This is a genomic window from Amycolatopsis sp. NPDC104819 (assembly GCF_055583145.1).
This window is the reverse complement of sequence record NZ_JBVJON010000001.1, coordinates 731,548-757,690: the sequence shown is the minus strand read 5'-3', so window position 1 is coordinate 757,690 and position 26,143 is coordinate 731,548. Positions and strand designations below refer to the sequence as shown.

Sequence of the window (26,143 nt, the reverse complement as noted above, 5' to 3'; positions counted from 1 at the left end):
CGATTAATGGCGAGGGTCGCGCCGATCTTCACCGAGGTGGTTGATCGAGCGGGCGGCAGCTCTCCGCCCGCTGTTCGGCCGCTGCGAGGGCGGGGACGCCCTTGAGGCCCCGGAGGTAGTCGAGCGCGTCGATGCGGTCCAGCGTGGCCCTGGCCTGGCCCAGTGCGTCCTTCGTCGCGCCCGCGTCACCACGGACGGCGTCGATGCGCCGGCGTGCGGCCTCGGCCTGCGCCCGGATCTCGGCGAGCTGCGCGATGACGTCCTTGCGGCCGCCGTCCGAGGACGGCACCGGTGGCGCGCCGAGCGCGTTCAGCCCGGCGAGGCTCCGGTCGAGCCCGCCGACCACCGAGGAGAGCAGGTCGCTGGACGTCCGAGAGGCCTGCTGCGGCGTGCTCGGGTCGACGGTGGGGAGTTCCGCCAGCGCGCGGACCAGGTGGGTCACCGCGCCGCAGTAGCCGTCCGCCCATCTCACCGCGGGATCGGCCTGCGGCACCACGGTCGTCACCGACAAACCCTGGTCCCGCGCCGGCGTCTGCGTGGCTTGCTGCCCGCAGCCGGCGAGGCCGATCGTGATCGTCGTGGTCAGAGCGGCGAAGACGGTTGACCGCGGCCGCACCTGCACACCTCCTGCTCGACGACGTCCCGGACGGCCCGACGGTACCGACTCGGTGCCGCTTCGCAAGTCGCCGGGCCAGTGTGGGATGTCCCGACACGCCCCGGGCCCGGCACGCGAGGCTGCGTGCCGGGCCCGGGAACGGGTGGGTCAGGCCGTGACTTCGGCCGGGGTGTCGGAAATGACGGTCCCCCGCCGCTTGGACACCACGATCGCCGCCACGATCACGGCGACCGCGACCAGCGAGATGATGATCCGGACCGCGGTGTTGGCGCTGTCGCCGACCGTGAGCTGCACGATGGCGGGCGCGATCAGCACGGAGACCAGGTTCATGACCTTGATCAGCGGGTTGATCGCCGGACCGGCGGTGTCCTTGAACGGGTCACCGACGGTGTCACCGATGATGGTGGCCTCGTGCGCGGACGAGCCCTTGCCACCGTGGTTGCCGTCCTCGACCAGCTTCTTCGCGTTGTCCCACGCGCCACCGGAGTTGGCGAGGAAGATCGCCATCAGGGTGCCGCAGGCGATCGCGCCGGCCAGGTAACCGGCGAGCGCGCCGGTGCCCAGGCCGAAACCGACCGCGATCGGGGCGAAGACCGCCAGCAGACCCGGCGTCGTCAGCTCACGCAGCGAGTCGCGCGTGACGATGTCGACGACCTTGCCGTATTCGGGGCGGGTGGTGCCCTCCATGATGCCCGGGATGTCGCGGAACTGGCGACGGACCTCGTAGACGACCGCGCCGGCCGCGCGGGAGACCGCGTTGACGGCGAGACCCGAGAACATGAAGACGACCGCCGCACCGACGATCACGCCGACCAGGGTCGCCGGGCCCACGATGTTCGCGACGAAGTCGCCACCGACGCCCATCGCCTTCGTGATCGCGTCGGAGTAGGAGCCGAACAGCGCGGTCGCCGCGAGGACGGCGGTCGCGATCGCGATGCCCTTGGTGATGGCCTTGGTGGTGTTGCCGACCGCGTCCAGCTCGGTGAGGATCTGCGCGGCCTTCTCGTCGACGTCACCCGACATCTCGGCGATGCCCTGCGCGTTGTCCGAAACCGGGCCGAAGGTGTCCATCGCGACGATGACGCCGACGGTGGTCAGCAGGCCGGTGCCGGCCAGCGCCACGGCGAACAGCGCGACGCCGCCACCGAGCAGGTACGCACCGAAGACGGCCGCGCCGATGACGAGCGCGGTGTACACAGCGGACTCGAAGCCGATCGAGATACCGGACAGGATCACCGTCGCCGCACCGGTTTCCGACGTCTGGCCGACGTCCTTGACCGGCTTGTACTCGGTGCCCGTGTAGTAACCGGTCAGCTTCAGGATGACCGCCGCGAGCACGATGCCGATGATCACCGCGATGGTCGCGATGACCGCCGGGTTGCCCGAATGCTTCGCCAGGTCCCCGCCGAAGTCGGAGAAGCTGCTCGGCAGGTACACGAACGCCGCGACCGCCGACAGGACGGCGGAGATGACCGCGGAGATGTAGAAGGAGCGGTTGATCGTGACCAGACCACCCTCACCCGCGCGCGCCTTGGTGATGTACACACCGATGACCGCGGTGATGACGCCGATGGCCGGCACGATCAGCGGGAAGATCAGGCCGTGCACGCCGAAGGCGGTGCTGCCCAGGATCAGCGCGGCGACGAGCATGACGGCGTAGGACTCGAAGAGGTCCGCGGCCATGCCGGCGCAGTCACCGACGTTGTCACCCACGTTGTCCGCGATGGTCGCGGCGTTGCGGGGGTCGTCCTCCGGGATGCCCTGCTCGACCTTGCCGACCAGGTCCGCGCCGACGTCGGCGGCCTTGGTGAAGATACCGCCGCCGACACGCATGAACATCGCGATCAGGGCGGCGCCGAAGCCGAAGCCCTCGAGCACCTTGGGCGCCTGCCCGGTGTAGGCGAGCACGACGACCGCGGCACCGAACAGGCCCAGGCCGACGGTGATCATGCCGACGACGCCACCGGTGCGGAACGCCACGCGCATGGCGACCTCACGGCCGCCTTCCTCGCGCGCCGCGGCGGCCACGCGCAGGTTGGCCTGCGTCGCCAGCCACATGCCGAGGTAGCCGATCGCGAACGAGAAACCCGCACCGACCAGGAAGAAGATCGAACGGCCGATCCTCTCGCTCCAGTCGTCGGCGGGGAGCACGAAGAGCAGCAAGAACACGACCACGCCGAAGATGGCGAGGGTGTTCCGCTGGCGCTTCAGGTATGCAGCCGCGCCTTCCTGCACCGCCTTGGCGATGTCCTGCATCTTGGCGGTGCCCTGGCCTGCGGCCAGCACCTCCTTGAGCAGGACGTAGCCGATGACGAGTGCGGCAAGCGCGACCACGGCGACTACACCGACAATCGTGTAGTCACCTCCGGAGAACGGAAGGTTTCCGCCCTCCGCGAGGAATTGCCGTGACATTCGTCCTCCAGGAGACGTCGCGTGCGCCGGCGTCGACGGCAAGCCGAGGGTTCGACACGGCCGACGCTGGCATGGACCCTGTACGGAGCGACACGCTAGCCGGGCAGCAACGCACGTCTCACATGACGCTCACCACAGAGGGTGTGGATTGCGGGAGTGTATTGGTATCGCAACCAGCGTCTTCACGCCGTCCCGGTGACGGTACATTCCGTTACCTTGTGAGGCTCCTCACTTGATCGATCACTCGTTCGCCGATCCGTTGGCGCAGCTGGGGATCGCTCCGGGATGCGAGAACTGTCGGACCCCTGTGCCAAGCTCGGCTGGTGGACGACTCACGGGGGCGGCGGCTGCTGGGGCGGGTGACCGCCGGCATCCCGGCGCGCGAGAACCCGGTCACGCACGTGGCCGACCTGCCGGGCCGGAACGCGCGCTACGCAGAGTGGCCGTCGTGGGCCGATCCGGCCGTAGTGACTGCACTGCGTGACTGCGGTGTTTCGGCGCCTTGGGCGCATCAGGCCGAAGCCGCTTCGCACGCGTACGAGGGTCGTCACGTCGTGGTTTCGACCGGCACGGCGTCGGGCAAGTCGCTGGCCTACCAGCTGCCGGTGTTGTCGCGGCTCGCCGCGGGTGAGAAGGCGAACGCGCTGTACCTGTCCCCGACGAAGGCGCTGGGCGCGGACCAGCTGCGGTCCGTGTCCTCTTTGGACGTTCCGGGGGTCCGGGCCGCGTCGTTCGACGGGGACACGCCGATGGTGGAGCGCGACTGGGTGCGGGCACACGCGAACTGGGTGTTCACCAACCCGGACATGCTGCACCGCGGGATTCTTTCGCAGCACGGGCGGTGGGCGCAGTTCTTCCGGCGGCTCAGCTGCGTGGTCGTCGACGAGTGCCACAGCTATCGCGGCGTCTTCGGCTCTCATGTCGCGCTGCTGCTTCGCCGGCTTCGGCGCGTGGCCGAGCACTATGGCGCGTCGCCGGTGTTCGTGCTTGCTTCGGCTACGACTGCTTCGCCTGCTTCGTTCGCTTCGCGGCTCACCGGTGTTTCGTGCGAGGCGGTGACGGAAGACGCGTCGCCGCGCGGCGCCCGGACCGTCGTGTTGTGGGAGCCGCCGCTGCTGGAGGAGCTCACCGGGGAGAACGGTGCGCCGGTCCGGCGTTCGGCGGGTGCGGAGACGTCGCGGATCCTCGCCGACCTCGTGGTCGAGGGCGCGCGCTCGCTGGCGTTCATCCGGTCGCGGCGGGGCGCGGAGCTGGCCGCGCTGGGCGCGCGTCGCATCTTGTCCGAAGTGGACCCTCGGTTGTCGGAAACCGTTGCGGCGTACCGGTCCGGCTATCTTCCCGAAGAGCGCCGGGCACTCGAGTCGGCACTGTTGTCGGGGCGGCTGCTGGGCGTCGCGACGACCAACGCGCTGGAGCTCGGCGTCGACATCGCGGGCCTGGACGCGGTGGTGCTCGCCGGTTACCCGGGCACGCTCGCGTCGTTCTGGCAGCAGGCTGGGCGGGCCGGTCGTTCGGGCGACTCGGCGCTGGTCGTTTTTGTGGCGCGGGACGACCCGCTCGACACCTATCTGGTGCACCACCCGGCGGCGCTGCTCGACCGGCCGGTGGAGACGGCGGTGCTCGACCCGGCGAACCCGTACGTGCTGGCGCCGCAGCTCGCGTGCGCCGTCGCCGAGCTGCCGTTGACCGTTCCCGAGCTGGAGATGTTCGGCGGTGCGGCGGCCCAGGAGGTGCTGACCGAGCTGGCCGAGCAGAAGCTGCTCCGGCGCCGGTCGACCGGGTGGTACTGGACGTCGCGCGACCGGCCGCACGCCGAGGTCGGCATCCGTGGCACCGGCGGCGAGCAGATCGCGGTGGTCGAGTCGGACTCCGGCCGGATGCTCGGCACGGTCGACCCGGGTTCGGCGTGCTTCGCCGTGCATCCGGGGGCCGTCTACCTGCACCAGGGGTCGTCGTACGTCGTCGACGAGCTGGACCTGGAGACCGGGCTGGCGATGGTGCACTCGGAGAACCCCGACTGGACGACAACTCCGCGCGAGATCGTGGACATCGCGGTGCTGAGCACTGCCGAGAAGCAGGACTTCGGCGGGGTGAGCGTCTGCCTCGGCGAGGTGGCCGTGACATCGCAGGTGGTCGGCTACCTGCGGCGGCGGCCGTCCGGGGAGGTGCTGGACCACACGGCGTTGGATCTGCCGGAGCAGAGCCTGCGCACGCGGGCGGTCTGGTACACGGTCTCGGCGGAGCTGCTCGCGTCTTCAGCCGATGGCGAGGCGGGGACCGGGGGCCATCGGGTGGGGACCGAATCTGCGGGGCCGGTGGGGACCGGGGAGGAAACCCTGGCGAGCGGTCGGGGGCCCACTCACGAGGGTGGCAGGGCACCGGGGGGTGCCGGATTGGTTCCGGCACGGGTCCCCGGTGCCCTGCATGCCGCCGAGCACGCGGCGATCGGCCTGCTACCGCTGTTCGCTACGTGCGACCGGTGGGACATCGGCGGGGTGAGCACCGCGTGGCACGAAGACACCGGGGAGGCGACGGTGTTCGTGCATGACGGCCATCCCGGGGGTGCGGGATTTGCCGAACGCGGTTATGCCGCGATTGTCCCGTGGCTGGCCGCAACGCGGGAGGCGATCGTCTCCTGCGAGTGCCCGACGGGATGCCCGTCCTGCGTCCAGTCGCCGAAGTGCGGGAACGGCAACGATCCGCTGGACAAGGCGGGTGCGGTGGCAGTTCTGGACACCGTGCTCGGGGCGTTGCGTCTACACGGTGCCTAGAACGGCCACTTGGTGGTTCATGGAGTTGTGTCCTGCTCCGCCGCGGCCGGGCTGGGACCGGCCGCCGGCGGTGGTTCGGGAGGGTCAGGCCGCAGTGGTCTGAACCAGCTGCGCGGCGTCGGCGCCGGCCAGGGCGCGCACGAGGACGTCGTGCACCTCGGCGGCCTCCGGGAGCTGCCAGCCGCAGACCTCGGGCTTGACGCGCCAGTGCACAACACCGTGCTGGAACGGCGACGGGGGCAGCGGGATCCAGCTGTCCTTGCCGTGCCACTGGATGGTGGCCTCGGCGGCCAGCTCGGCCGGCAGGCGGTCGGCGACGGTGGTGAGGAAGAGCCAGCGGCCGTTCGGCAGCGCGATGATCGGCGCCGGGTGACCGAGGGTGCGGAGCAGGCGGCAGGCGCGCTTGCCGAGCTCGTCGTCGACCTCGATGGCGTCGAGGACGGTGCCGGTGGCGACGAGGAGGCTGTGGGTGCGGTCGGAGAACCAGGTGGCGACCTCGTGGGCGTGGGTGCCGATCTGCTCGCGCCAGGCGTCACTGGCCGGGACCGGACGACGCCAGGTGAGGTCGTCGCCGTCGGTGAGCGGAGCGGGGTTGACGCCCGGAAGCACCGGCCAGCCACGCCAGGCGAGTCCGATCGCCTCCGCGCGCAGTTCGATGCGGAAGGCGCCCCGCCAGCTGTCCGGCCAATTCGCGTCCAACATTGTCTTCCTGCCTTAGGTTCCGGTTCTCCGCGACCCCGGAGCTAAACGCTGTCGTGGTGTCGCACATCTCACTTAACGGCAAGTTGCACATTGCCCGGAACCCCCGCGCGACAACCGGTGGTTACTGGGCGATGAACGCCCAGTAGCCCGAACCGCCGGACCGAACCCGGCGGCGCGGATCGACGGTGAGCGGCGACCGCACACGGACCGTTCGTCGCGGGGAGCCCACGTCGGAGAAGGAGCCTGCGGGGGCAGCGGTACCGCCTATCGGCCCAGGTGGGCAGCTTTTTCGACCGCTCGCCGTGCACTGGCGACCGCTGCCCGTGACCATCCGCCGCTCATCGCCGGGTCCGGCGGATCAGCCGGTCATCGCCGCATACCGACCGGTCGGCGTCCGGTGGGCGGAGGGTCCCGGTGAGTGGGGCGTCGAGGCTTCGGGGGCCGGTAGCTGGTGGTCGCGGGGTGGATCCGGCAGGCGAACAAGGCCCGACCACGGGAGATGGCCGGTCGCCAGCGCGGTTGTGACGGGACGCGGCGGGCGGCCCGGGTGGACGGCCGGGCTGGCAGTGGGTACTGGCCGAGGGTCCGGGGCCCGGGTCGCGATGGTCACGGCGAGCGGCCGGTGGGCCAGCGCGGGCACGAGGCGCGATGGTCATGGCGCGCCGCCGGCGGGGCTGGCAGCGGCGCGATGGTCACGGCGCGCGGCCGGTGGGTCCGGCGCGGGCGCGGGCGGATGGGCCCGGTAGGCCTGCCAAGGCGAAGCTCGGGGCCTGGACTTCGACCAGGGCGTCCAGGCGTTGCCACCGGCAGGTCAGGAGGGCGACTTCCATCCGGTCCGCGATCCACCGGGCTCGCTCGCACGCCCTGATGGGTCCCTCTGCCGCATGCGAGGCTGCCGCGAGGGCGCCGAGGTCGGCTGCTGTTTCCGCCCTGTGGCGTGCGAGGACCGCCGCGCCCAGCCAGCAGCCCAGGACCGCTATGCCGGTCAGTGCTGCCACCGCCATGGCTGTCCAGATCGTGGCCACTCCGCTGTCGTCGTGGTCGTCTGGGGACTGGCCCTGCTCGGCACGCCGTGGCTGTCGGTCAGCCTGCTGCATCGGTGGCCTCCGTTCCCGGCTCGGCCATTGCGTAGGCCGTTGCGTCCAGGTGGATGGCCGGGAGCAGGCCGCCGGCCGGCTGGGCTGTCACCCTTACCGTTATTGCGTCGCCTGACTGCTGGACGTCCAGGTTCGCGCCCGGTGGGGCGATCGTGTGGACCGCCGATGCCGCTTCGGCGGGCTGGCCTCTCGCCAGCAGGCGAGCTGCTTCGCGGGCCGCGTCCGTGCAGCGCAGCTGACCCGTCAGGACCGTCAGGCCGGCTAGGAGCAGCACCGTGACCACGGTCAGACCCGTCAGGCCGAGCGCTGCCTCGACCGTCACCGAGCCTTCGTCGCGGCGGCTCACGAGGGCACCGTCAGGGCCTTCATGACCAGGCTCGTCAGCCACGACACCACCGAGTCACCGGTGAGCAGGGTGTAGAGGACAGCGGCGAACGCCGCGACGGCGACCGTGACGATCGCGTACTCGACCGTCGTGGAGCCGTCGTCGGAGCCGGGGCTGTGGTGGAACGCGCGCATGGGATTCCCTTCGTTGTTCGTGCGTGGGTCAGAAGAGCGGGCCGAGACGTCCGGCGAGGCCCAGGACTACCGGCAGCACGCCCAGGCAGAAGAAGGCCGGTAAGAAACAGAGGCCGACCGGCAGCGCGAGGGCTACTCCCGCGCGCTCGGCTCGTTCCTCCGCGCCGGTGTCCAGCTCGTCGCGGAAGCGGGTCGCGAGGTCGGCCGCCGCGGTGGCGAACGCGGCCCCCGAGCGGGACGTCCGGATCGCTGCCGCCGCCAGCTCCGCGAGGCCCGGGACCGCCCGCACCGGCGCCCAGGCCTCGTCGGGTGTGGAGCCGAGGGCGAGCAGCCCGGCCGTCGAGCGCAGGGCCGCGCCCGCCTCGGTAGGGGTCGTGCCGGATACCGCGTCAAGTGCCGAGGAGACCGGCAGGCCGGCTTGCAGGCAGGCCGCGAGGAGGTCGAGCGTTCCGGCCAGCCGCAGTTTCACCGCGATGTCGATCGCCGGGGCGCGCGGACGGCGGGTTCTGCGGATCGCCCACCATCCAGTGGCCGTGATGGCGGCGCCCACGATCACTCCGGTCAGACCGCCGATCAGGACGGCCGTCGAGACGCCGCCCAGTGTTGTTGCGATGTGCGGTATCGCCGGGTGCCAGTTGCGGGCGGGTTGCGGCTTCCCACCGGCCAGCCAGTCGAAGCGCCGCGCGACGGCCGCATCGGCTGGCCAGATGAGGAGGGCGCCGCCGAAGAGAAGGAGGGCCGCCGCGTTCATCGGATCCGCACCCGTCCGGTCAGGGCGCGGCACCAGGCCGTCCCCGCCCAGAGCAGGACACTGCCGACGACCAGCAGCAGCTGGCCCGGCGTGCTTCCGGCCAGGACCGACAGCGGCGCCGCGCCCATGACCTGCCCGAGCAGCACGCACAGAACCGGGAGCCCGGTGAGCACGGCCGCGCTCGCGCGGGGTCCGGCCAGTTTCGCGCGCATCCGGCGAGCGAAAGCCAGACCGGCTTCGGCGTCGCGGCGGGCCGCGTCGAGGACGTCGGCCATCGGCAGGCCGTAGCGCTTGCCCAGGGTCCAGGCGGCGGCGAGCTCCGGAAGGGCCGGTGCGCGCAGCTCACCGTCGAGCCGGGCCGCCGTCGCGAGGGCGCGGAGGTCGCCGGCCACGGCCGGGACGGCTTCCGCGGCCGCTTCCGCCGCTGTCACCGGGTGGGCGCCGGATCGGAGCTCGGCCACCATCGTGCGCAACGCCGTCGCGGTGTGGACGGCCATCGCGAGCTCCGCGGCGCCGCGGCGGTGGGACTGCCATTCCTGGCGCCAGGCCAGCGTGAGCACGCCGGCGGCCAGCGCGCCACCGGCTCCCGCGAGCAGGCCGGCGAGCGCGGCGGGAAGCAGCCACCGGACGACACCCCAGACGTCGGGGATCCGGATCGTCGCCGGTTTCTCGACCGCCGCTTGGAGCCGGGTCGGCGCCGCGGGCCAGCACGCCAGAGCCGCGCCGACGCACAGCGGGAGCCACGCGGTGATCATCGTGGCCTCCTTCGCCGGCGCGGGAAGATGTTCACCAGCAAGGAAAGACGCACGATCAGGAGGGTCAGCACGTGAGCGCTCCCGTCGTGACGAACAGGTGGCGATCGACGGTCCAGCGGCCCGCGCGCCACACCGGCACGACGCGGGCGCGGCCGTGTTCGGCGCGGAGCACGCCGACTTCGGCGAGGCGCCGTCGGCCGCCCGGCTCGCGTCTCATGTGGAGGACGATCCGGATCGCGGCGACGAGCTGGCTGTGGACCGCTTCGCGGCCGAGACCGCCGAGCGCGGCCAGCGCCTCGATGCGGGCGGGCACTTCGGCCGGCGAGTTCGCGTGGACGGTGCAGGCGCCGCCGTCGTGGCCGGTGTTGAGCGCGGTGAGCAGAGCGCCGACCTCGGCGCCGCGGACCTCGCCGACCACCAGCCTGTCCGGGCGCATGCGCAGCGCCTGGCGCACGAGCTCGGGCAGGCCGACCGCGCCCGCACCCTCCACATTGGCCGGCCGCGCGACGAGGCTGACGAACTGCGGGTGCGCGGGCTGCAGCTCGCCGGCGTCCTCGACGCAGACGATGCGCTCGGCGGGGTCGACCGCGCCGAGCAGCGCGGCCAGGAGTGTGGTCTTGCCCGCGCCGGTGCCGCCGGTGACCAGGAACGCCATCCGCCGCGCGACGACGGTGTCCAGGATCTGGGCGCCGGCCGCGTCGAAGGCGCCGAGCTCGCGGAGGGTGGTGAGGTCGTGGGTTGCCGGGCGGAGGACGCGGAGGGACAGGCAGGTGCCGTTCGTGGCGATCGGCGGGAGGACCGCGTGGATGCGGATCCGGCCGTGGGGGCCGGAGCCGGGGAGCCAGCCGTCCACATAGGGCTGTGCGTCGTCGAGCCTGCGGCCGGCGGTCAGGGCGAGGCGCTGGGCCAGGCGGCGGACGGACTCCTCGCCGTTGAAGGTGATGCCGGTGCGGGTGAGGCCTTCGGGGCCGTCTGTCCAGACCTCGTTCGGGCCGGTGACGAGCACGTCGGTGGTCGAAGGGTCCTCGAGGAGCGGGGCGAGGGGGCCGGCGCCGATGAACTCGTCGCGGGCTTGACGGGCGGCGTCGAGCACGGCGTCGTGGCCGAGAGCGCCGCCGGCTTCGGCCCGGACCGCGGTCGCGACGGCGACGGGGTCGGCCTGGCGGCGGTCGCCGGCGAGGCGGTTGCGGACTCGGTCGACGAAGTCGGTGGTCATGGGTTCACCGCCTGGGGGCTGGTCGGGAGGAGTTGTGGGCTGGTCGGTGTTGGCTCGGGGCTTGGTCGGCGGCTGTCGCGCGGGCGCCTGGTGACTGGGCTCGGATGGCGGAGGGCTTCGCCGAGGCTGGCGGTCACGCGAGTGCCCGAGGGCGGGCTCGGATCGCGGGGACCTTCGGCGAGGCGCGCCGTCACGCGGGTTCCGGACGAGGGGCGCGGATGGTCGAGAGGCTCAGCGAGAGCGGCAGTCACGCGAGTGCCCGGCGACGGCCGAGATGGGCTCGTCTGGGGTGGCAACGACCTCAGAAAGCTCTCCGCGCTTACCGGGCCGCGGCCGGCGAGGGTCAGGAGTGTTGGGAGCAACAGGTCGCTCACTCTGGTTGGGGGCACCGGGCCGCGGAGATTCTTCGCCGTTCTCATCAGGCCGCCGCCTGGGCTTCGCGGTGGGCTACCGACAAGACCCTTGCTGCTGCCGACGCCAGCGGGCCTGATGGTTTGGTCGGGAACTCGCCTCGCTCCAGGGCCATCGCCAGGCCTCGCTCCGGGAGCATCGAGGCCAGCAAGGGTGGGCCGAGGATGCCTGCCGCGCGGGTTGGGGATACTCCTGCCCTGGACCGTCCACATGCGACTATGCCGACTCGGGCCGTCAGTTTTGACAGGCCGTGCAGGACCTGCTTGGCCGCCGCGGAGGCGCGGAACTCGATCGGGGCCAGGAGGACCACCAGGTCGGCCGCGCTCACCGCGCTCGCTGCTGCCTCCGTCAACGTTCTCGGGAGGTCGCACACCACCGTGCGGCCTGCGCGGCGGCCTGCCGCGAGGACCGCCGACAGCGAGTTCGCCTCCGGGCCTTCGCCCTCGGTGCCGCACGCCAGGACCGGGAGGCTGCCGCCGCGGTGGCGCTGCTTCGGGAGGGCCGCTGCCAGTGACGTCACCGAGACTCGGCCGCTCAGCTTCACCTCCGACCAGCGAGGCCCGGGGGTCTTTTCCAAGCCCAGCAAAAGATCCAGACCGCCACCCAGGGGGTCGCAGTCGACCAATAGGGCGCCGCCCGGGTCGCAGTCGGCCGCCAGGGCCAGTGCTGTCGCGAAGACCGACGCACCCGCGCCGCCGCGGCCGCCGACCACCGCCAGGACCAGGCCGGCCTGCTCGGCCGGGGTTTCGACGACGTCGGCGAACGCGCCCGCCAGCTCCGTCTCCTCGTCGGGCAACGAGATCACGCGCTCGACGCCGACCTCGAACGCGTGTTTCCACGTCCTCGGCCCCGGGCTGCCCTTGCAGACCAGGACGATGCCGCGACGCCGTGGCAGCGTGGGTGGCAGCCGCGCGGTCTCTTCGTCGAGCACCACCAGCGGCGCGCGGGCCCAGTGGCTCCGGGCCGCCGTCAGGTCCGGTGCCCGGTCGAGCTCGCAGCCCGCGACCGCGGCCACGCGCAGGATCTCGTCGAGCACCGTTTCGTCCGCGGCGATTACCAGCGGTCGTTCCCCCGTCATGCGTTCTCCCCCGTCGTCGGTGCGGGCCGTGGGTGGCCCGGCTTCCACCGTCGCGGTCGGGGGTGCGGCGGCACAACGGGTCGGGGGGCCGGCTGTGGACAACCGGGGTGTTGTGGACAACTGCCGCCCGGGGAACCGCTCGCGGGCCGGTTCTGTCGGTGGGCCGTGAGATGATCGCCGCGCCGAGGATCGATGCTCGCCCGAACCGCGCGATCAAGCCGTGCCAAGGGAAACGGCGAAAGCAAGCGGAAGGTTAAGAGGGTGGCCCCCGCCAGGGGGGAGGGACGGGGGCCACCGAGGGTTCAGCCCCGGGGGGTCGGACTGAACCGGCCCGGTTGGACACCGGGCTCCCTCACTGTAACTCCGCCGGGCGCCGGTTCGCGCGCCGGACGAGGCACACAGTTCGGTAACGGCACGGCGCGCCGGAAGTCCCTTCCTGTCATGGATTTTCCGCCCGCCGCGGCGCGCCTGTGGTGGATCAACGGGACGTGCCGCGATCAAGCTCTTATCCTGGGCACGTGGCCGAACCGAGCAGCGCGCCGTCGCGCATCCGGAACCCGGGCCCGGAGCACGCGGTGGCCGCGTTCTTCGACCTGGACAAGACGATCATCGCCTCGTCGAGTGCGCTGGCGTTCAGCAAACCATTGCTGAGAGAGGGACTGATCAACCGTCGCGCCGCGTTGCGCAGCGCCTACGCGCAGCTGGTGTTTTCCCTCGCCGGCGCCGACGAGAACAAGACCGAGCGGCTGCGCGCCGAGGTTTCCGCGCTGTGCGCCGGCTGGGACGTCGCGCAGGTTTCGGCCATCGTCCGCGAAACCCTGCACGACGTCGTCGACCCGCTCGTGTACGTCGAAGCGGCGGAGCTGATCGCCCGGCACCGCGAAGACGGCCACGACGTCATCGTGCTGTCGGCGACCGGTGAGGAAGTCGTCGCGCCGGTCGCGGAAATGCTCGGCGCGACCCGGAGCGTCGCCACGCGGATGCAGATCGTCGACGGCCGCTATTCCGGTCAGGTCGACTTCTATTGCTACGGCGCCAACAAGGCAGTCGCCGCGAAGCAGCTCGCCGCGACCTACGGCTACGACCTCGCCGAGTGCTTCGCCTACACCGACTCGAGCACCGACATCCCGCTGCTCGAGGTCGTCGGGCACCCCCACGCCGTCAACCCGGACAAGCTCCTGCGGCGCGAGGCCCTCGACCGCGGCTGGCCGGTGCTCGCCTTCGACCGGCCCATGTCGCTGCGCAGCCGGATCCCGACGCGGTCGGCGGGAATGGTCGCCCTCGGTGTCGGCGCGGTGGCCGCCGGGGCGACCTGGTACGGCCTCAGCCGTCGCCGTCGGTCCCGATGACGGGACCCCGACACCCACACGGCCGTACGACCTCCGCTTTCTCCCGGCCCAGCCCCGAATTGTCCGTCGCGCAGGGTGCCCGTGTCACCCGATCCAGCCTCTGTACCGGTGCACCCATCCGCGCACTTGAAGTGACCGGGCTCACGGCGTAGAAAGTAGGTGCGGACGTTTGGTCGGCCAGGGAGCAGGTAGAAGAGAAGCCTGTTCCACCCCGGCAAATCTCCGTGCGCGGACTCCGGGTACCCACGCGCAGCGCGCCGCGGGAGGCTCGTCGTCTAGGGACTGCGTAGTGGGACGCCACACGCCGAGTCCATGTAGGTACGACCAGAGTTGCACGCTTGGTCGCCCGAGAAGTTCGCGCTGCAGGCGGCGCCCGTCGGCCCTAGGCCACGGGCGCCGCCTCGTCTCTGTGTAAGGGTGTCTCGGCGAACGGCCGCCTCACGAACGCCGCCGTTCGGCCGCCCCCGCATGTTGCGAACGGCGAATTTCCTACCGATCCGGGTACGACTGGACCGTTCGCGCGGTCGGCCGATGGACATCGACGGATTCGGTGAGTAGCTTCCCGATACTGGCGCCTCCGAGTGGACTTCTCACGTCCGCCGGGCGCCCGCAACTTTCTGGGAGGCTGGTCGTGACGACCCGAAATCGGAGGTTCCATGCGCTCGCCCTGCCCGTCGCGGGGGTGCTCGCCCTCACCGGTGTGGGTGTCGCGACCGCCGCGAGCGCGCCGAGCGTGAGCGCCGACGCGCAGGCGGACGCCGCCGCGACGCAGGCGCTGCGGGGGCTGTCGCTCGAGCAGAAGGTCGGGCAGCTGTTCGTCACGTGGGTGAACGGCAAGACGGCCGACGAGGTGAACCCGAAGAACCAGACGGACTTCGGCGTCGACACCCCGGCCCAGGTCGTCCAGAAATACCACCTCGGCGGGGTCATCTACTTCAACAACGACACCCGCGACAACTTCGACGACCCGGTCCAGGTGTCGAAACTTTCGAACGGCCTCCAGAAAGCCGCCATCACGAGCGGGGCGCACATCCCGCTGCAGGTCGGCGCCGACCAGGAGGGCGGCACGGTGACCCGGATGGGCGCGCCGGCCACCGAGTTCCCGAACGCCATGGCGATCTCGGCCGGGCGCGACACCGGCCGCGCGACCAAGGCCGCGACCATCCTCGGCCAGGAGCTGCGCGCGGTCGGCATCAACCAGGACTTCGCGCCCGACTCCGACGTCAACTCCAACCCCGTGAACCCGGTCATCGGTGTCCGCTCCTTCGCCGGGCAGCCGGGGCTGGCGAGCGACTTCGTCACCGCCGAGCTCAAGGGCTTCCAGAAGTCCGTCGCGGCGACGTCGAAGCACTTCCCCGGGCACGGCGCCGCGCCGACCGACAGCCACACCGGGCTGCCGCGCATCGACAGCACCGAAGCGCAGTGGCGGGCCACCGACGTGCCGCCGTTCAAGGCCGCCATCAAGGCCGGCGTCCCCTCGATCATGACCGCGCACATCCAGTTCCCCAGCCTCGACCCGTCGCTGGAGCCGGCGACGCTGTCGAAGCCGATCGTCACCGGCAAGCTGCGCAACGAGCTCGGTTACAACGGTGTTGTCATCACCGACTCGCTCGAGATGCAGGGCGTGCGCGAGCTGCACAGTGACGCCGAAATCCCCGTCCTCGCGCTGAAAGCGGGCGTCGACCAGCTGCTCATGCCGGTGCACCTCGACGTCGCGATCAACTCGGTGATCAACGCCGTGAAGACCGGGGACATCCCGATGCAGCGGATCGACCAGAGCGTGCTGCGCGTGCTGAAGCTGAAGTTCAAGAGCGGCATCCTCTTCTCGCCGTTCGTCGACCCGAACCGGGTGATGAAGACCGTCGGTGTCCCCGCGAGCCTCAAGACCGCGCAGGACATCGCCGACCGCGGCATCACGGCGGTCGCGAACGACGCCGGTCTCCTGCCGCTGAAGCAGAAGCCCGCGACGGCGCTCGTCACCGGCTGGGGCGTCTCCACGACGACCACGCTCGCCCAGAAGCTGACCGCCCACGGCACCACCGCCACGGCGTACCAGACCGGCCAGGCCCCGACGGACACCCAGATCGCGCAGGCGGTCGCGAACGCCAAGAACGTCGACCTCGTGGTCGTGCTGACCAACAACATCGGCGGCTTCCCGCTGCAGACCAAGCTGCTCGACGCCCTCCAGGCCACCGGGAAACCGGTTGTCGCGGTCGCCGCGCAGATCCCGTACGACGCCGGTTACCCGACCACCGTGAAGACCTGGCTCGCCACCTACGGCTACATCACGCCGACGCTGGAGGCGCTGGCCAAGGTGATCCTCGGCGAGACGAAGCCGGTCGGGAAGCTGCCGGTCGACATCCCCGCGGGCGCCGACGTCACCACCGTGAAGTACCCGTTCGGCCACGGGCTGACGTGGTGAGCCTGAACCGGCGGCGCTTCCTCGGCGCGGGCGCGCTGGCCGTCCCGGTCCTCGCGGGCGGCTCCGCGGTGGCAGGAGCGCAGCCCGAACCGGCCGAGGCGCAGCCCCACGGCCGGGTCCTCACCGGCGCCGAGCAGCTGGCCGCGCAGGGCTGGCGGACGCTCAAAGGCCGCAAGCTCGGCGTCCTCTCGAACCCGACGGGCGTCCTGCTGAACGGCGACCACATCGTCGACTCGATGGTCGCGGCCGGCGTCAAACCGGTCGCGGCCTTCGGGCCCGAGCACGGCTTCCGCGGCAGCGCGCAGGCCGGCGGGTCCGAAGGCGACTACACGGACCCGCGCACGGGCGTGCCGGTGTACGACGCGTACGGCGTCGACGCGGCGAAGCTCGCCTCGCTGTTCACCAAGGCGGGCGTCGACACGGTCGTCTTCGACATCGCCGACGTCGGCGCGCGCTTCTACACCTACATCTGGTCGCTCTACACCGCGATGGTGGCCGCCGCCCAGGTCAAGGCGGCTTTTGTCGTGCTCGACCGGCCGAACCCGATCGGCGGCCGCCTGGCCGGCCCGGTGCTCGACCCGAAGTTCTCCTCCGGCATCGGCAAGAAGCCGATCGCCCAGCAGCACGGCATGACCGTCGGTGAGCTCGCGCGCTTCTTCGCCGAAGAGTTCCTCCCCGGCGAAGGCGTGAAGCTCGATCGCCTCGACGTCGTCCAGGTGCGCGGCTGGCAGCGGGACACGCAGTTCGCGCAGACCGGGCTCAACTGGGTGCTGCCGAGCCCGAACATGCCGACCCCGGATACAGCGCTCGTCTACCCGGGCACCGGCATGTTCGAAGGCACCGTGTTCTCCGAAGGCCGCGGCACGACCCGGCCGTTCGAGATCATCGGCGCGCCCGGGCTCGACTGGCGGTGGCGCGAGAAGCTCGAGGACCTCGCGTTGCCGGGCGCGAAGTTCCGCGAGATCTACTTCGTGCCGACGTTCAGCAAGTTCGTCAACCAGACCTGCGGCGGCGTGCAGGTGAGCGTCGCCGACCCGCGGGCCTTCGACGCGATCCGGACCGCGGTCGCCATGCTCGTCACGGCGAAGGCCCTGCACCCGGACGTCTTCGCCTGGCGGCCCGACAACTATATCGACAAGCTCTCCGGGTCCGACCGGCTCCGGACGATGGTCGACGGCGGCGCGGGCGTCGACGAGGTCACCGGGGCCTGGCGCGCCGAGCTCGCCGAGTTCGACCGGAAACGTCGCCACTACCTGCTCTACCGCTGAGGGGGCGCTCGTGCGTGCTAGGAAGGTCATCGCCGCGGCCACCGGAGTGCTGGTCGCGCTGACCACGTTGACCTCAGGAGCCGGCGCCATCACCAGGCACGACGACGCGGGCCGCTTCGACCGGCCACAGCAGGGGTTCGCCCCAGCGTGGACGACCCTGCGCGACGCCAAGCCGAAAGAGGTGAACCTCGACCCGGCGCCGATCAAGGCGGCCGAGGACTTCCTGGCGAGCTGGACGAAGCCGGACGCCACCGGGCACCCGCACTTCTCCGGCGCGGTCGGCCTGCTGGCCCACGACGGTGTGGTCGTCGACCGGTACGCCGTCGGCGGCGCGCTGCGGTACGCCGACGCGGCGGGCACCGAGCTGCCGCCCGCGCAGCAGGTCCCGATGCGCAACGACACCGTCTTCGACATGGCTTCGATCTCGAAGCTGTTCACCTCGATCGCCGTCCTGCAGCTGGTCGAACGCGGGCAGCTCACGATCGACACCCCGGTGAGCCGCTTCTTCCCGGAGTTCGCGACCGGTGACAAGGCCGCCATCACGATCAAGATGCTGCTCACGCACGTCTCCGGGTTCGACGCCGACCCGGTCCCGTCGCTGTGGGCCGGCTACCCCGACATCCCGTCGCGCCGCCAGGCGGTGCTCGACAGCCCGCTGAAGAACAAGCCGGGCACGACCTACCTCTACTCCGACATCAACCTGCTCACCCTCGGCTTCATCGTCGAGAAGCTGACCGGGCAGAGCCTCGACAAGGTCGTCCACGACCGGATCACCGCGCCGCTCGGCATGGTCGACACGGGGTACAACCCGCCGGCGTCGAAGCTGGACCGGATCGCCGCGACGGAGTTCGAGGCGAACCCGCCGCGCGGGATGGTGCGCGGCAGCGTCCACGACGAGAACGCGTGGTCGCTCGGCGGGGTCGCCGGGCACGCCGGGGTGTTCAGCACCGCGGGCGACATGGCGGCACTGGCCCAGACGATCCTCAACGGCGGCAGCTACCGCGGTCACCGGATCCTGGGCGAGCAGACCGTCCGGCAGATGCTGACGAACTACAACCAGCAGTTCCCGGACGACTCGCACGGCCTCGGCTTCGAGCTCGACCAGCCCTGGTACATGGGCGCGCTGGCCTCGCCGGTCACCGCGGGCCACACCGGGTTCACCGGAACGACGCTGGTCATCGACCCGGAGTCGCGCTCGTTCGCGATCCTGCTCACCAACCGCGTCCACCCGACGCGGAACTGGGGCTCGATCAACACCGCCCGCCAGGTGTGGGCGACGTCGCTGGCCAGGGCGATGGCGGTGAAACCGGCCGCCGGGAAGGACGCCTGGACGAGCACGCTGGATAACGCCGCCGTCGCAACGCTGAGTACACGGCCATTTACTACCCAAAGTGATCAAGCGCGGGTGTCTTTCTACGCTTTCGTGGACACCGAGGGCGTTAATGATCCATTACAGCTGCAGGCGACCACCGACGGGGTGAACTGGCAACCGATCACGCTATCGGTATCGGGGCCGGGTGCACCCTCCGGAGATGTGACGTCGCTCTCCGGACACGGGCACCGTGCCTGGTGGAAGGCGAGCGGCGTGCTGCCGCAGGGCAGCTCAGTGGGCCTCCGGTGGCGTTACAGCACCGATCCGAACTACACCGGGCGCGGAGTTTCGGTCGACGGTGTGAAAGTCACCGAGAGCGGCCGATCACTCCTCGACGGTGAACGGAACCCCTCGGATTTTGTCGCTGAGGGTTGGCAGTTGAGCGCTCGGTGACGACCGGGTCGCTTGCTGTCGACTTTTCGCCGCACCACACCGTTCCAGAGCCGTTTGCATCGCGACACTAAGTTGCCAAGTCGTTAGCTTGAGCTCGTTAACAAGACCGACCTGGTTGGCGACTTTCTGGTCAGTGATTAATCGCAAATCCAGATCCGCAGACACGGACGGGTTGCGATAAGACCGAAGGGTGTGGGTAGCCTTGTCGCAGATGCCAACGGTTAGTAACTTTCCGACGGTGAGTGATACCGAATCCGTAGTCGGCACGGCACCGTCCGAAGCCGTGGCGGTCCAGCCGACCGCCCGGGACGCCGACGCCAGCCCGCTGGTGCGGATCCGGTCCCTGCTCCCCGGCCTGGCCCGCGCGGAGCAGCGCGTGGCGAAGGTGGTGCTGGAAGATCCCGCGCAGGTCGCGAGACGCAGCATCACCGAGGTGGCCCTGGCCGCCAACACGAGTGAGACGACGGTGACGCGCTTCTGCAAGGCGGTCGGCGTCGGCGGGTACCCGCAGCTGCGCATCGCGCTGGCCGCGGACACCGCCCGCACCGAGGCGCGCACCACGCGCAACCTCGGCGGCGAGATCGGCCCGGAGGACGACCTGGCCGCCGTGATCGGCAAGGTCAGCTTCGCCGACGCGCGTGCGGTCGAGGAGACGGCCGACCAGCTCGACGTCGCCACGCTGCAGCGGGTGATCGAGGTCGTCGCGAGCGCCGGCCGCGCCGACGTCTACGGCGTGGGCGCCAGCGCGTTCGTCGCCGCGGATCTGCAGCAGAAGCTGCACCGCATCGGCCGCGTGTGCTTCGCGTGGTCGGACACGCACATCATGCTCACCTCGGCCGCGGTGCTGAGCCCCGGTGACGTCGCGATCGGCGTCTCGCACACCGGCGCGACCACCGACACCGTCGAGGCGCTGCGGGTGGCCCGGGAGCACGGCGCGGTCACCATCGCCGTGACGAACTTCCCGCGCTCCCCGATCACCGAGGTCGCCGACTACGTTTTGACCACGGCCGCCCGGGAAACCACGTTCCGTTCGGGAGCGACGGCGAGCCGCATCGCCCAGCTCACCGTCATCGACTGCCTGTTCATCGGCGTCGCGCAGCGGCACATGGACGCGTCGGTCAGCGCCCTGGACGCCACCCGGGACGCGGTCGGCTCGCACCGCCTGGGCGTCCGGCCGGACGGCCGCCGCCGGCCGCGGGAAACCGGCAAGTAATGACCATCGAAGATGTGAGGCGCATGATGACCGTCCCCACGCAGGCGGTGCACGTCGATTCGCCGACCGAGACCCGCAACCCCCGCACCACGGACATCGACCTGATGTCCACCGCGGGGATCCTGGGCGCGATCAACGCCGAAGACCGCACGGTCGCCGGCGCCGTCGCCGCCGTGCTGCCCCAGGTGGCGCGCGCGGTGGACTACGCGGTCGACGCCCTGCGGGCCGGCGGCCGGGTGCACTACGTCGGCGCGGGGACGTCCGGTCGTCTGGCGACGCTGGACGCGGCCGAGCTGGTGCCGACGTTCAACGTGCCGGCGGACTGGTTCATCGCGCACCACGCCGGCGGCGAGCGCGCGCTGCGCCAAGCCGTCGAAAACGCGGAGGACGACGACGGGGCCGGCGCCGCCGAGATGGCGGCCATGGTCCAGCCGGGCGACTTCGTGCTGGGGCTGACGGCGTCGGGCAGGACGCCGTACGTCTTGGGCGCGCTGCTGGCGGCTCAGCGCCAGGGCGCCCACACCGGCCTGGTGTCGGGCAACCCGAAGGCCGCCAAGCCGGCGGGGGTCGACGTGCTCATCGCCGTCGACACCGGCCCGGAGGCGATCGCCGGCTCGACCCGGATGAAGGCGGGCACGGCGCAGAAGATGATCCTCACGTCGTTCTCCACCGCGACGATGATCAAGCTGGGCCGGACCTACTCCAACCTGATGGTCAGCATGCGGGCCACCAACGCGAAGCTGCGCGGCCGGACCATCCGGATCCTGCAGGAAGCCACCGGCATGACGATGGCGGAGTGCTCGGACGCGCTGACCGAGGCCGGGGGCGACCTCAAGGTGGCGCTGGTGCACTTGCTCTCCGGGGAAGACGTCAAGAGTGCGGCGAAGGCGCTGCACGTCTCCGGCGGGCACGTCCGCAAGGCGCTCGACCTGGTGCACGTGCGCGCCGGCTGACGCGGACGGCGAGGACTCGCGGCGCGGGCTTCGCGCCGCGAGTGGGAGCGGTCAGGACGCCGCGTCGGAGATGCTCTTCGCTTCGCGCGCGCCCGATTCGAACGCTTCGCAACAGAACAGCAGCCACGCGCGGACGCCTTCGGGCGTCCCGCTCGCGAACCCTTCCGCGGTCTCGAGATACCGCGGCACCCGCCGGAAAAAGGCGACCTCGGGAACGCTCAGCGCTTTCGGGTCGAGCCCCGTCGCGACCATCGTCAGCCGGGCCGCAGCACGGGCGACGACGCCGTCCGCGCTGCCGAAAGGCTTGAGCGCCAACAGTTCCCCGTGCACGACCGCCGTCAGTACCGGCCCCGGCACCGACGTCGCGCCGGTCACGAGCTGGGCCAGCAGCTCCAGGCGGCCACCGCCGGAATGCGGGCGCCCCAAGGCATCCGGGTCGCTGACGAGGTCCGCCGCGGCGAGCACGTGCAGCCGCGCCAGGGCCTGCATCGGCGCGCGCCGCCACGTCGGCAGCAGCGTCTCCAGCGTCTCCGCGACCCGCAGCGCGCCGGCCAGGACCGGGTCGCCGACCGCGCCGTCGGCGGGCAGCTCCGGGTTCGCGCCCTCGATCCCGGCGGACGCGCGCGCCGCCCGCACCGAGGCTTCCGCCGCCGTCGCCGCGCCGCCGCGGAGGTTGGCCGGGAGGCGGTGCACCGCGAACACGGCGTCCTGCGCGGACTTCGCCGCCGCCGCGACGCCTTCGAGGTCGAGCAGGGGCTTCAGCGGGTCGTTCATGCGTCGAGAACCTGTCCTTCGCGCTTGACCACGGGCGGCAGCACCGACCACGGGAAGTTGATCCACTTGTCGGTGTACCGCCAGACGTACTCGCACTTGACCGTCGAGTGCGGCTTTTCGTAGACGACGGCCGAGCGGACCTCGGCGACGTGGTCGAGGCAGAAGTCGCGAACCAGCTTGAGCGTGGCGCCGGTGTCGGCGACGTCGTCGGCGATCAGCACCTTCTTGCTCGTGAGGTCGACGACGTTGGGCACCGGCGGCAGCATCACCGGCAGGTCGAGGCGCTGGTCGACGCCGGTGTAGAACTCGACGTTCATCACGTGGAGGTTCTTCACGTCGAGCGCGTACCCGAGCGCGCCGGCGACGAAGAGGCCGCCGCGGGCGATGGACAGGACGAGGTCCGGCGCGAAGCCGTCGTCGGCGATGGTGTGAGCCAGTTCACGGCTCGCCGTGCCGAACAGCTCCCAGCTCAGCTCTTCCCGCTCTTCGGCCATCGAACTCGCCCTTTCGTCGTGGTTCAGCCGAGTTTAGGCAACGCCGAAGTGGCCCCTGGAGATGCTCGGAAATTGGCTATCAGGGAAAGCCAATGCCGAACCTACGATGATCACGTGAGCGACTGGAACGGACAACCCACCCTGGCCGGCGAGCACGTCCGCCTCGAACCGCTGGCGCGCGAGCACGCCAGGGGCCTGCTCGAAGCGGGCGCCGACCCGGGCATCTGGGCGTGGCTGAGCATCCGGCAGCCGGGGGATCTTCCGGCGGCGGAGCGGATGGTCGAGCAGGCGCTCGCCGACCCCGCGCGCCGGGCGTTCGCGCAGATCGACGTCACCTCCGGGCGGGTCGCCGGGACGACGTCGTACTACCAGGTCGTCGAGCAGCACCGGATCCTCTCGATCGGGCACACCTGGATCGGCGCGGACTGGCAGCGCACCGGGCTGAACACCGAGTCGAAGCTGCTGCTGCTCACGCACGCGTTCGAAACCCTTGACGCGCAACGGGTTTCCTGGGAGACCGACATCCGCAACCTGCGCTCGCAACGCGCCATCGAACGGCTTGGCGCGCTTCGCGAAGGCATTCTGCGCGCGCACCGGATCCGGCCGGACGGGTCCTCGCGCGACACCGTCACCTATTCGATGCTGGCGCCGGAGTGGCCGGCGGCGAAGGCGCGGCTGAACGAACGCTTAGTCACCGGAACTCGCCTGCCTCGGTGAAACGGCCGTGCTACGTGGGTGCAACCTTTTACAAGGCGGACTAACGTCGCTAGCGTGCCGCTAGCCGTCATGTCGGCGCACTACAGGAGGCCTTGCAACCATGACCGAGCAGTCCCCAGCCCTGGACAACCTGCTCACCGAGAGCCGCACCTTCCCGCCCAGCGACGAATTCGCCGGCCAGGCCAACGCGAAGGCCGACCTCTACGCCGAGGCGGACGCCGATCGTGAAGCCTTCTGGGCCAAGCAGGCGGAGCGGCTGACGTGGGACACGAAGTGGACCACGGTACTGGACTGGACCAATGCGCCGTTCGCGAAGTGGTTCGTCGGCGGCAAGCTGAACGTCGCGTACAACTGCGTCGACCGGCACGTCGAGTCCGGCCACGGCGAGCAGGTCGCGATCCACTGGGTCGGCGAGCCGGGTGACACCCGGGACATCACCTACGCCGAGCTGAAGACCGAGGTCTCCCGGGCCGCCAACGCCCTGCTGTCGCTGGGCGTCACCGCCGGCGACGTCGTGGCGATCCAGCTGCAGATGGTCCCCGAGGCCATCTTCGCGATGCTCGCGTGCGCCCGGATCGGCGCGCTGCACAGCGTCGTCTTCGGCGGCTTCTCCCCGACCGCGCTGCGCGCCCGCGTCGACGACGCCGCCGCGAAGGTCGTGATCACCTCCGACGGCCAGTTCCGCCGCGGCAAGGCCGCGCCGATGAAGGCGAACGTCGACGAAGCGCTCGAAGGCGCCGAAAGCGTCGAGAAGGTCATCGTCGTGCGGCGCACCGGAGACCAGCTCGAGGGTGACGTCCCGTGGACCGACGGCCGTGACCTCTGGTGGCACGAGCTCGTCGACGGACAGTCCGAAGAGCACACTCCCGAAGCCTTCGACAGCGAGCACCCGCTTTTCATCCTCTACACGTCCGGGACGACCGGGAAGCCGAAGGGCATCCTGCACACCTCCGGCGGCTACCTGACGCAGACGGCGTACACGCACCACAACGTCTTCGACCACAAGGCCGGCGAAGACGTCTACTGGTGCACCGCCGACATCGGCTGGATCACCGGCCACAGCTACATCGTCTACGGCCCGCTCGCGAACCGCGTCACGCAGGTCGTCTACGAAGGTACGCCGAACACCCCGCACGAGGGCCGGCACTGGGAGATCATCCAGAAGCACAAGGTCTCCATCTACTACACCGCGCCGACGCTGATCCGCACGTTCATGAAGTGGGGCGCGGAAATCCCGGAGAAGTACGACCTGTCGTCGCTGCGCGTGCTGGGCTCGGTCGGCGAGCCGATCAACCCCGAGGCGTGGATCTGGTATCGCGAGAACATCGGAGCGGGCCAGGCGCCGATCGTCGACACGTGGTGGCAGACCGAAACCGGCGCGATCATGATCTCGCCGCTGCCGGGCGTCACGTCGACCAAGCCGGGTTCGGCGCAGAAGGCGCTGCCGGGCATCTCGGCGAAGGTCGTCGACGACACCGGCACCGAGGTCGGGCACGGCGGTGGCGGGTACCTGGTGCTCGACCAGCCGTGGCCGTCGATGCTGCGCGGGATCTGGGGCGACGAGGAGCGCTTCCGCGACACCTACTGGTCGCGTTTCAAGGACCAGGGCTTCTACTTCGCCGGTGACGGCGCGAAGTACGACAACGACGGCGACATCTGGCTGCTCGGCCGTGTCGACGACGTGATGAACGTGTCCGGCCACCGCATCTCGACGACCGAGGTCGAGTCGGCGCTGGTTTCGCACCCGACGGTGGCCGAGGCCGCGGTCGTCGGCGCGACCGACCCGACGACCGGGCAGGGCATCGTCGCGTTCGTGATCCTCCGCGGCAACGCCGTCGACGGTGGTGAAGAGGCCATCCAGGCGCTGCGCAACCACGTCGCGAAGGAGATCGGGCCGATCGCGAAGCCGCGGCAGATCATGGTCGTGCCGGAGCTGCCGAAGACGCGCTCGGGCAAGATCATGCGCCGGCTCCTGCGTGACGTCGCGGAGAACCGGCAGGTCGGCGACGTCACCACGCTGGCCGACTCGTCGGTGATGGACCTGATCTCGTCGGGCCTGCAGTCGGGCAAGTCCGAGGAGTGAGCTAGCGTCTTCATGACAGAGCCCTTCCGGCTTCGCGCCGGGAGGGCTCTGTCATGACACCCCGCGCGGCGCGCGTCGAACGCATGTTCTACACTGTGCCGCAAACCACACCCCCTTCCCGGGCAAGGAGACGACACGACGATGACCGTGGATGTCCTGACGCACGACGAGGAAACGGCTTCGGCTACCCCTGAGGCGCCCGCCGTTGCCACTGACGAGGCGACGACCGTCACCGAGTCCGCGTCCACCTCTTCTCCGGAGGACTCGGCCCCGGCCGAGCCCGCCGCCGAGGAGGCCCCCAAGCCCAAGCGCGGCCGCCCGAAGGGTGCGGCGACCGCGTCGACGGCGAAGAAGACCCGCACGGTCGAGCTGATCCTGACCGTCACCGGCACGGCCGACGGCGAGTGGCAGGCCGAGCTGAAGAACGGCTCGAAGTGGGTTGCGAAGGGCCTGGAGATCCCCGCCGCCGCGGTGTCGCGCGCGGCGAAGGAGCTGCACTCCGACCTGTCCGGCCCGATCGACGAGGTGATCAACCAGGCCCGCGAAGCGCAGGCCGCGAAGGTCGCCGCGCTGGAGGCCGAGCTCGAGAAGGCCAAGCAGGCCCTCGCCGAGCTGGACGGCTGAGGCTTTACTGGTAGAAGCGCCCGGTTCCGCGTTCCGCGGGGCCGGGCGTTTCGCTTTTCCGGGGGTGGCTCGCGTGTCTGGAGGGTTGACACGCGTGCTTGAAGGGTCGACACGCGTGATCAGAGGGTCGACACGTGTGTCTGGAGGGTCGAC

Annotated in this window: 22 protein-coding genes; 10 read left to right on the top strand and 12 right to left on the bottom strand. The window is 70.9% G+C overall.

Features of this window, described 5'->3' with window-relative positions; all coding sequences use genetic code 11:
• Positions 1–28: 28 nt before the first annotated feature.
• Together ACZ63E_RS03845 and ACZ63E_RS03840 are read right to left on the bottom strand one after the other, a co-directional pair.
• Positions 29–616 carry a hypothetical protein gene (locus ACZ63E_RS03845; RefSeq protein ID WP_465334056.1) on the bottom strand — a complete coding sequence of 196 codons (588 nt, stop codon included), beginning with the start codon at positions 614–616 and terminating at the stop codon, positions 29–31.
• A gap of 147 nt (positions 617–763) precedes the next feature.
• Complete coding sequence (locus ACZ63E_RS03840; protein ID WP_465334055.1) at positions 764–3,028, bottom strand: sodium-translocating pyrophosphatase; 2,265 nt, start codon at positions 3,026–3,028, stop codon at positions 764–766.
• Between the two features lie 359 nt (positions 3,029–3,387).
• Between ACZ63E_RS03840 and ACZ63E_RS03835 the strand changes: the two genes are divergently transcribed.
• Entirely contained in the window at positions 3,388–5,799 is a 2,412-nt protein-coding gene (locus ACZ63E_RS03835; RefSeq protein ID WP_465334367.1) for a DEAD/DEAH box helicase, read from the top strand.
• A gap of 84 nt (positions 5,800–5,883) precedes the next feature.
• On the opposite strand, the gene ACZ63E_RS03830 is transcribed toward ACZ63E_RS03835, so the two are convergent.
• The 8 genes from ACZ63E_RS03830 to ssd form a co-directional block, all read right to left on the bottom strand.
• Positions 5,884–6,501, bottom strand: coding sequence for a bifunctional DNA primase/polymerase (locus ACZ63E_RS03830; RefSeq protein ID WP_465334053.1), 618 nt, complete (start codon positions 6,499–6,501; stop codon positions 5,884–5,886).
• A gap of 692 nt (positions 6,502–7,193) precedes the next feature.
• Positions 7,194–7,598, bottom strand: coding sequence for an Rv3654c family TadE-like protein (locus ACZ63E_RS03825; protein ID WP_465334052.1), 405 nt, complete (start codon positions 7,596–7,598; stop codon positions 7,194–7,196).
• Positions 7,585–7,920, bottom strand: coding sequence for a TadE family type IV pilus minor pilin (locus ACZ63E_RS03820; protein WP_465334051.1), 336 nt, complete (start codon positions 7,918–7,920; stop codon positions 7,585–7,587). The genes ACZ63E_RS03825 and ACZ63E_RS03820 overlap by 14 nt, the downstream gene beginning before the upstream one ends.
• A gap of 20 nt (positions 7,921–7,940) precedes the next feature.
• Entirely contained in the window at positions 7,941–8,117 is a 177-nt protein-coding gene (locus tag ACZ63E_RS03815; protein ID WP_465301250.1) for a DUF4244 domain-containing protein, read from the bottom strand.
• Between the two features lie 28 nt (positions 8,118–8,145).
• On the bottom strand, positions 8,146–8,868 hold the full coding sequence (locus ACZ63E_RS03810) for a type II secretion system F family protein (protein WP_465334049.1): 723 nt from the start codon (positions 8,866–8,868) through the stop codon (positions 8,146–8,148).
• Entirely contained in the window at positions 8,865–9,623 is a 759-nt protein-coding gene (locus tag ACZ63E_RS03805; RefSeq protein WP_465334047.1) for a type II secretion system F family protein, read from the bottom strand. The genes ACZ63E_RS03810 and ACZ63E_RS03805 overlap by 4 nt, the downstream gene beginning before the upstream one ends.
• Positions 9,624–9,687: 64 nt before the next feature.
• On the bottom strand, positions 9,688–10,839 hold the full coding sequence (locus tag ACZ63E_RS03800) for a TadA family conjugal transfer-associated ATPase (protein WP_465334046.1): 1,152 nt from the start codon (positions 10,837–10,839) through the stop codon (positions 9,688–9,690).
• Between the two features lie 418 nt (positions 10,840–11,257).
• Positions 11,258–12,328 (bottom strand): septum site-determining protein Ssd, encoded by a 1,071-nt coding sequence (gene ssd, locus ACZ63E_RS03795; protein ID WP_465334045.1) that lies wholly within the window; start codon positions 12,326–12,328, stop codon positions 11,258–11,260.
• A gap of 518 nt (positions 12,329–12,846) precedes the next feature.
• On the opposite strand from ssd, the gene ACZ63E_RS03790 reads away from it, so the two are divergent.
• The 6 genes from ACZ63E_RS03790 (at position 12,847) to ACZ63E_RS03765 (ending at position 21,298) form a co-directional block, all read left to right on the top strand.
• Positions 12,847–13,677 (top strand): HAD family hydrolase, encoded by an 831-nt coding sequence (locus ACZ63E_RS03790; protein WP_465301240.1) that lies wholly within the window; start codon positions 12,847–12,849, stop codon positions 13,675–13,677.
• 682 nt (positions 13,678–14,359) lie between these two features.
• A complete protein-coding gene (locus ACZ63E_RS03785; RefSeq protein WP_465334366.1) occupies positions 14,360–16,099 on the top strand; it encodes a glycoside hydrolase family 3 protein in 1,740 nt (579 codons plus the stop codon).
• A complete protein-coding gene (locus ACZ63E_RS03780; protein ID WP_465334043.1) occupies positions 16,096–17,367 on the top strand; it encodes an exo-beta-N-acetylmuramidase NamZ family protein in 1,272 nt (423 codons plus the stop codon). The genes ACZ63E_RS03785 and ACZ63E_RS03780 overlap by 4 nt, the downstream gene beginning before the upstream one ends.
• A gap of 46 nt (positions 17,368–17,413) precedes the next feature.
• Complete coding sequence (locus tag ACZ63E_RS03775; protein WP_465334365.1) at positions 17,414–19,132, top strand: serine hydrolase domain-containing protein; 1,719 nt, start codon at positions 17,414–17,416, stop codon at positions 19,130–19,132.
• 211 nt (positions 19,133–19,343) lie between these two features.
• Positions 19,344–20,345, top strand: coding sequence for a MurR/RpiR family transcriptional regulator (locus ACZ63E_RS03770; RefSeq protein ID WP_465334041.1), 1,002 nt, complete (start codon positions 19,344–19,346; stop codon positions 20,343–20,345).
• Between the two features lie 23 nt (positions 20,346–20,368).
• On the top strand, positions 20,369–21,298 hold the full coding sequence (locus ACZ63E_RS03765) for an N-acetylmuramic acid 6-phosphate etherase (RefSeq protein ID WP_465301234.1): 930 nt from the start codon (positions 20,369–20,371) through the stop codon (positions 21,296–21,298).
• Positions 21,299–21,349: 51 nt separating this feature from the next.
• Here the strand turns inward: ACZ63E_RS03765 and ACZ63E_RS03760 are convergent, their stop codons facing one another.
• Positions 21,350–22,072, bottom strand: a complete 723-nt coding sequence (locus ACZ63E_RS03760) for a Fic family protein (RefSeq protein ID WP_465334039.1) — start codon at positions 22,070–22,072, stop codon at positions 21,350–21,352.
• Entirely contained in the window at positions 22,069–22,566 is a 498-nt protein-coding gene (locus tag ACZ63E_RS03755; RefSeq protein ID WP_465301230.1) for a phosphoribosyltransferase, read from the bottom strand. The genes ACZ63E_RS03760 and ACZ63E_RS03755 overlap by 4 nt, the downstream gene beginning before the upstream one ends.
• 114 nt (positions 22,567–22,680) lie before the next feature.
• Here ACZ63E_RS03755 and ACZ63E_RS03750 point away from each other — a divergent pair, with 114 nt between their 5' ends.
• From ACZ63E_RS03750 to ACZ63E_RS03740, 3 genes are all read left to right on the top strand, one after another.
• Positions 22,681–23,283, top strand: a complete 603-nt coding sequence (locus ACZ63E_RS03750; protein WP_465334037.1) for a GNAT family N-acetyltransferase — start codon at positions 22,681–22,683, stop codon at positions 23,281–23,283.
• A 100-nt stretch (positions 23,284–23,383) separates the two neighbouring features.
• Complete coding sequence (acs, locus tag ACZ63E_RS03745; protein ID WP_465334036.1) at positions 23,384–25,366, top strand: acetate--CoA ligase; 1,983 nt, start codon at positions 23,384–23,386, stop codon at positions 25,364–25,366.
• A 141-nt stretch (positions 25,367–25,507) separates the two neighbouring features.
• On the top strand, positions 25,508–25,990 hold the full coding sequence (locus tag ACZ63E_RS03740; protein WP_465334035.1) for a DUF6319 family protein: 483 nt from the start codon (positions 25,508–25,510) through the stop codon (positions 25,988–25,990).
• Positions 25,991–26,143: the final 153 nt, after the last annotated feature.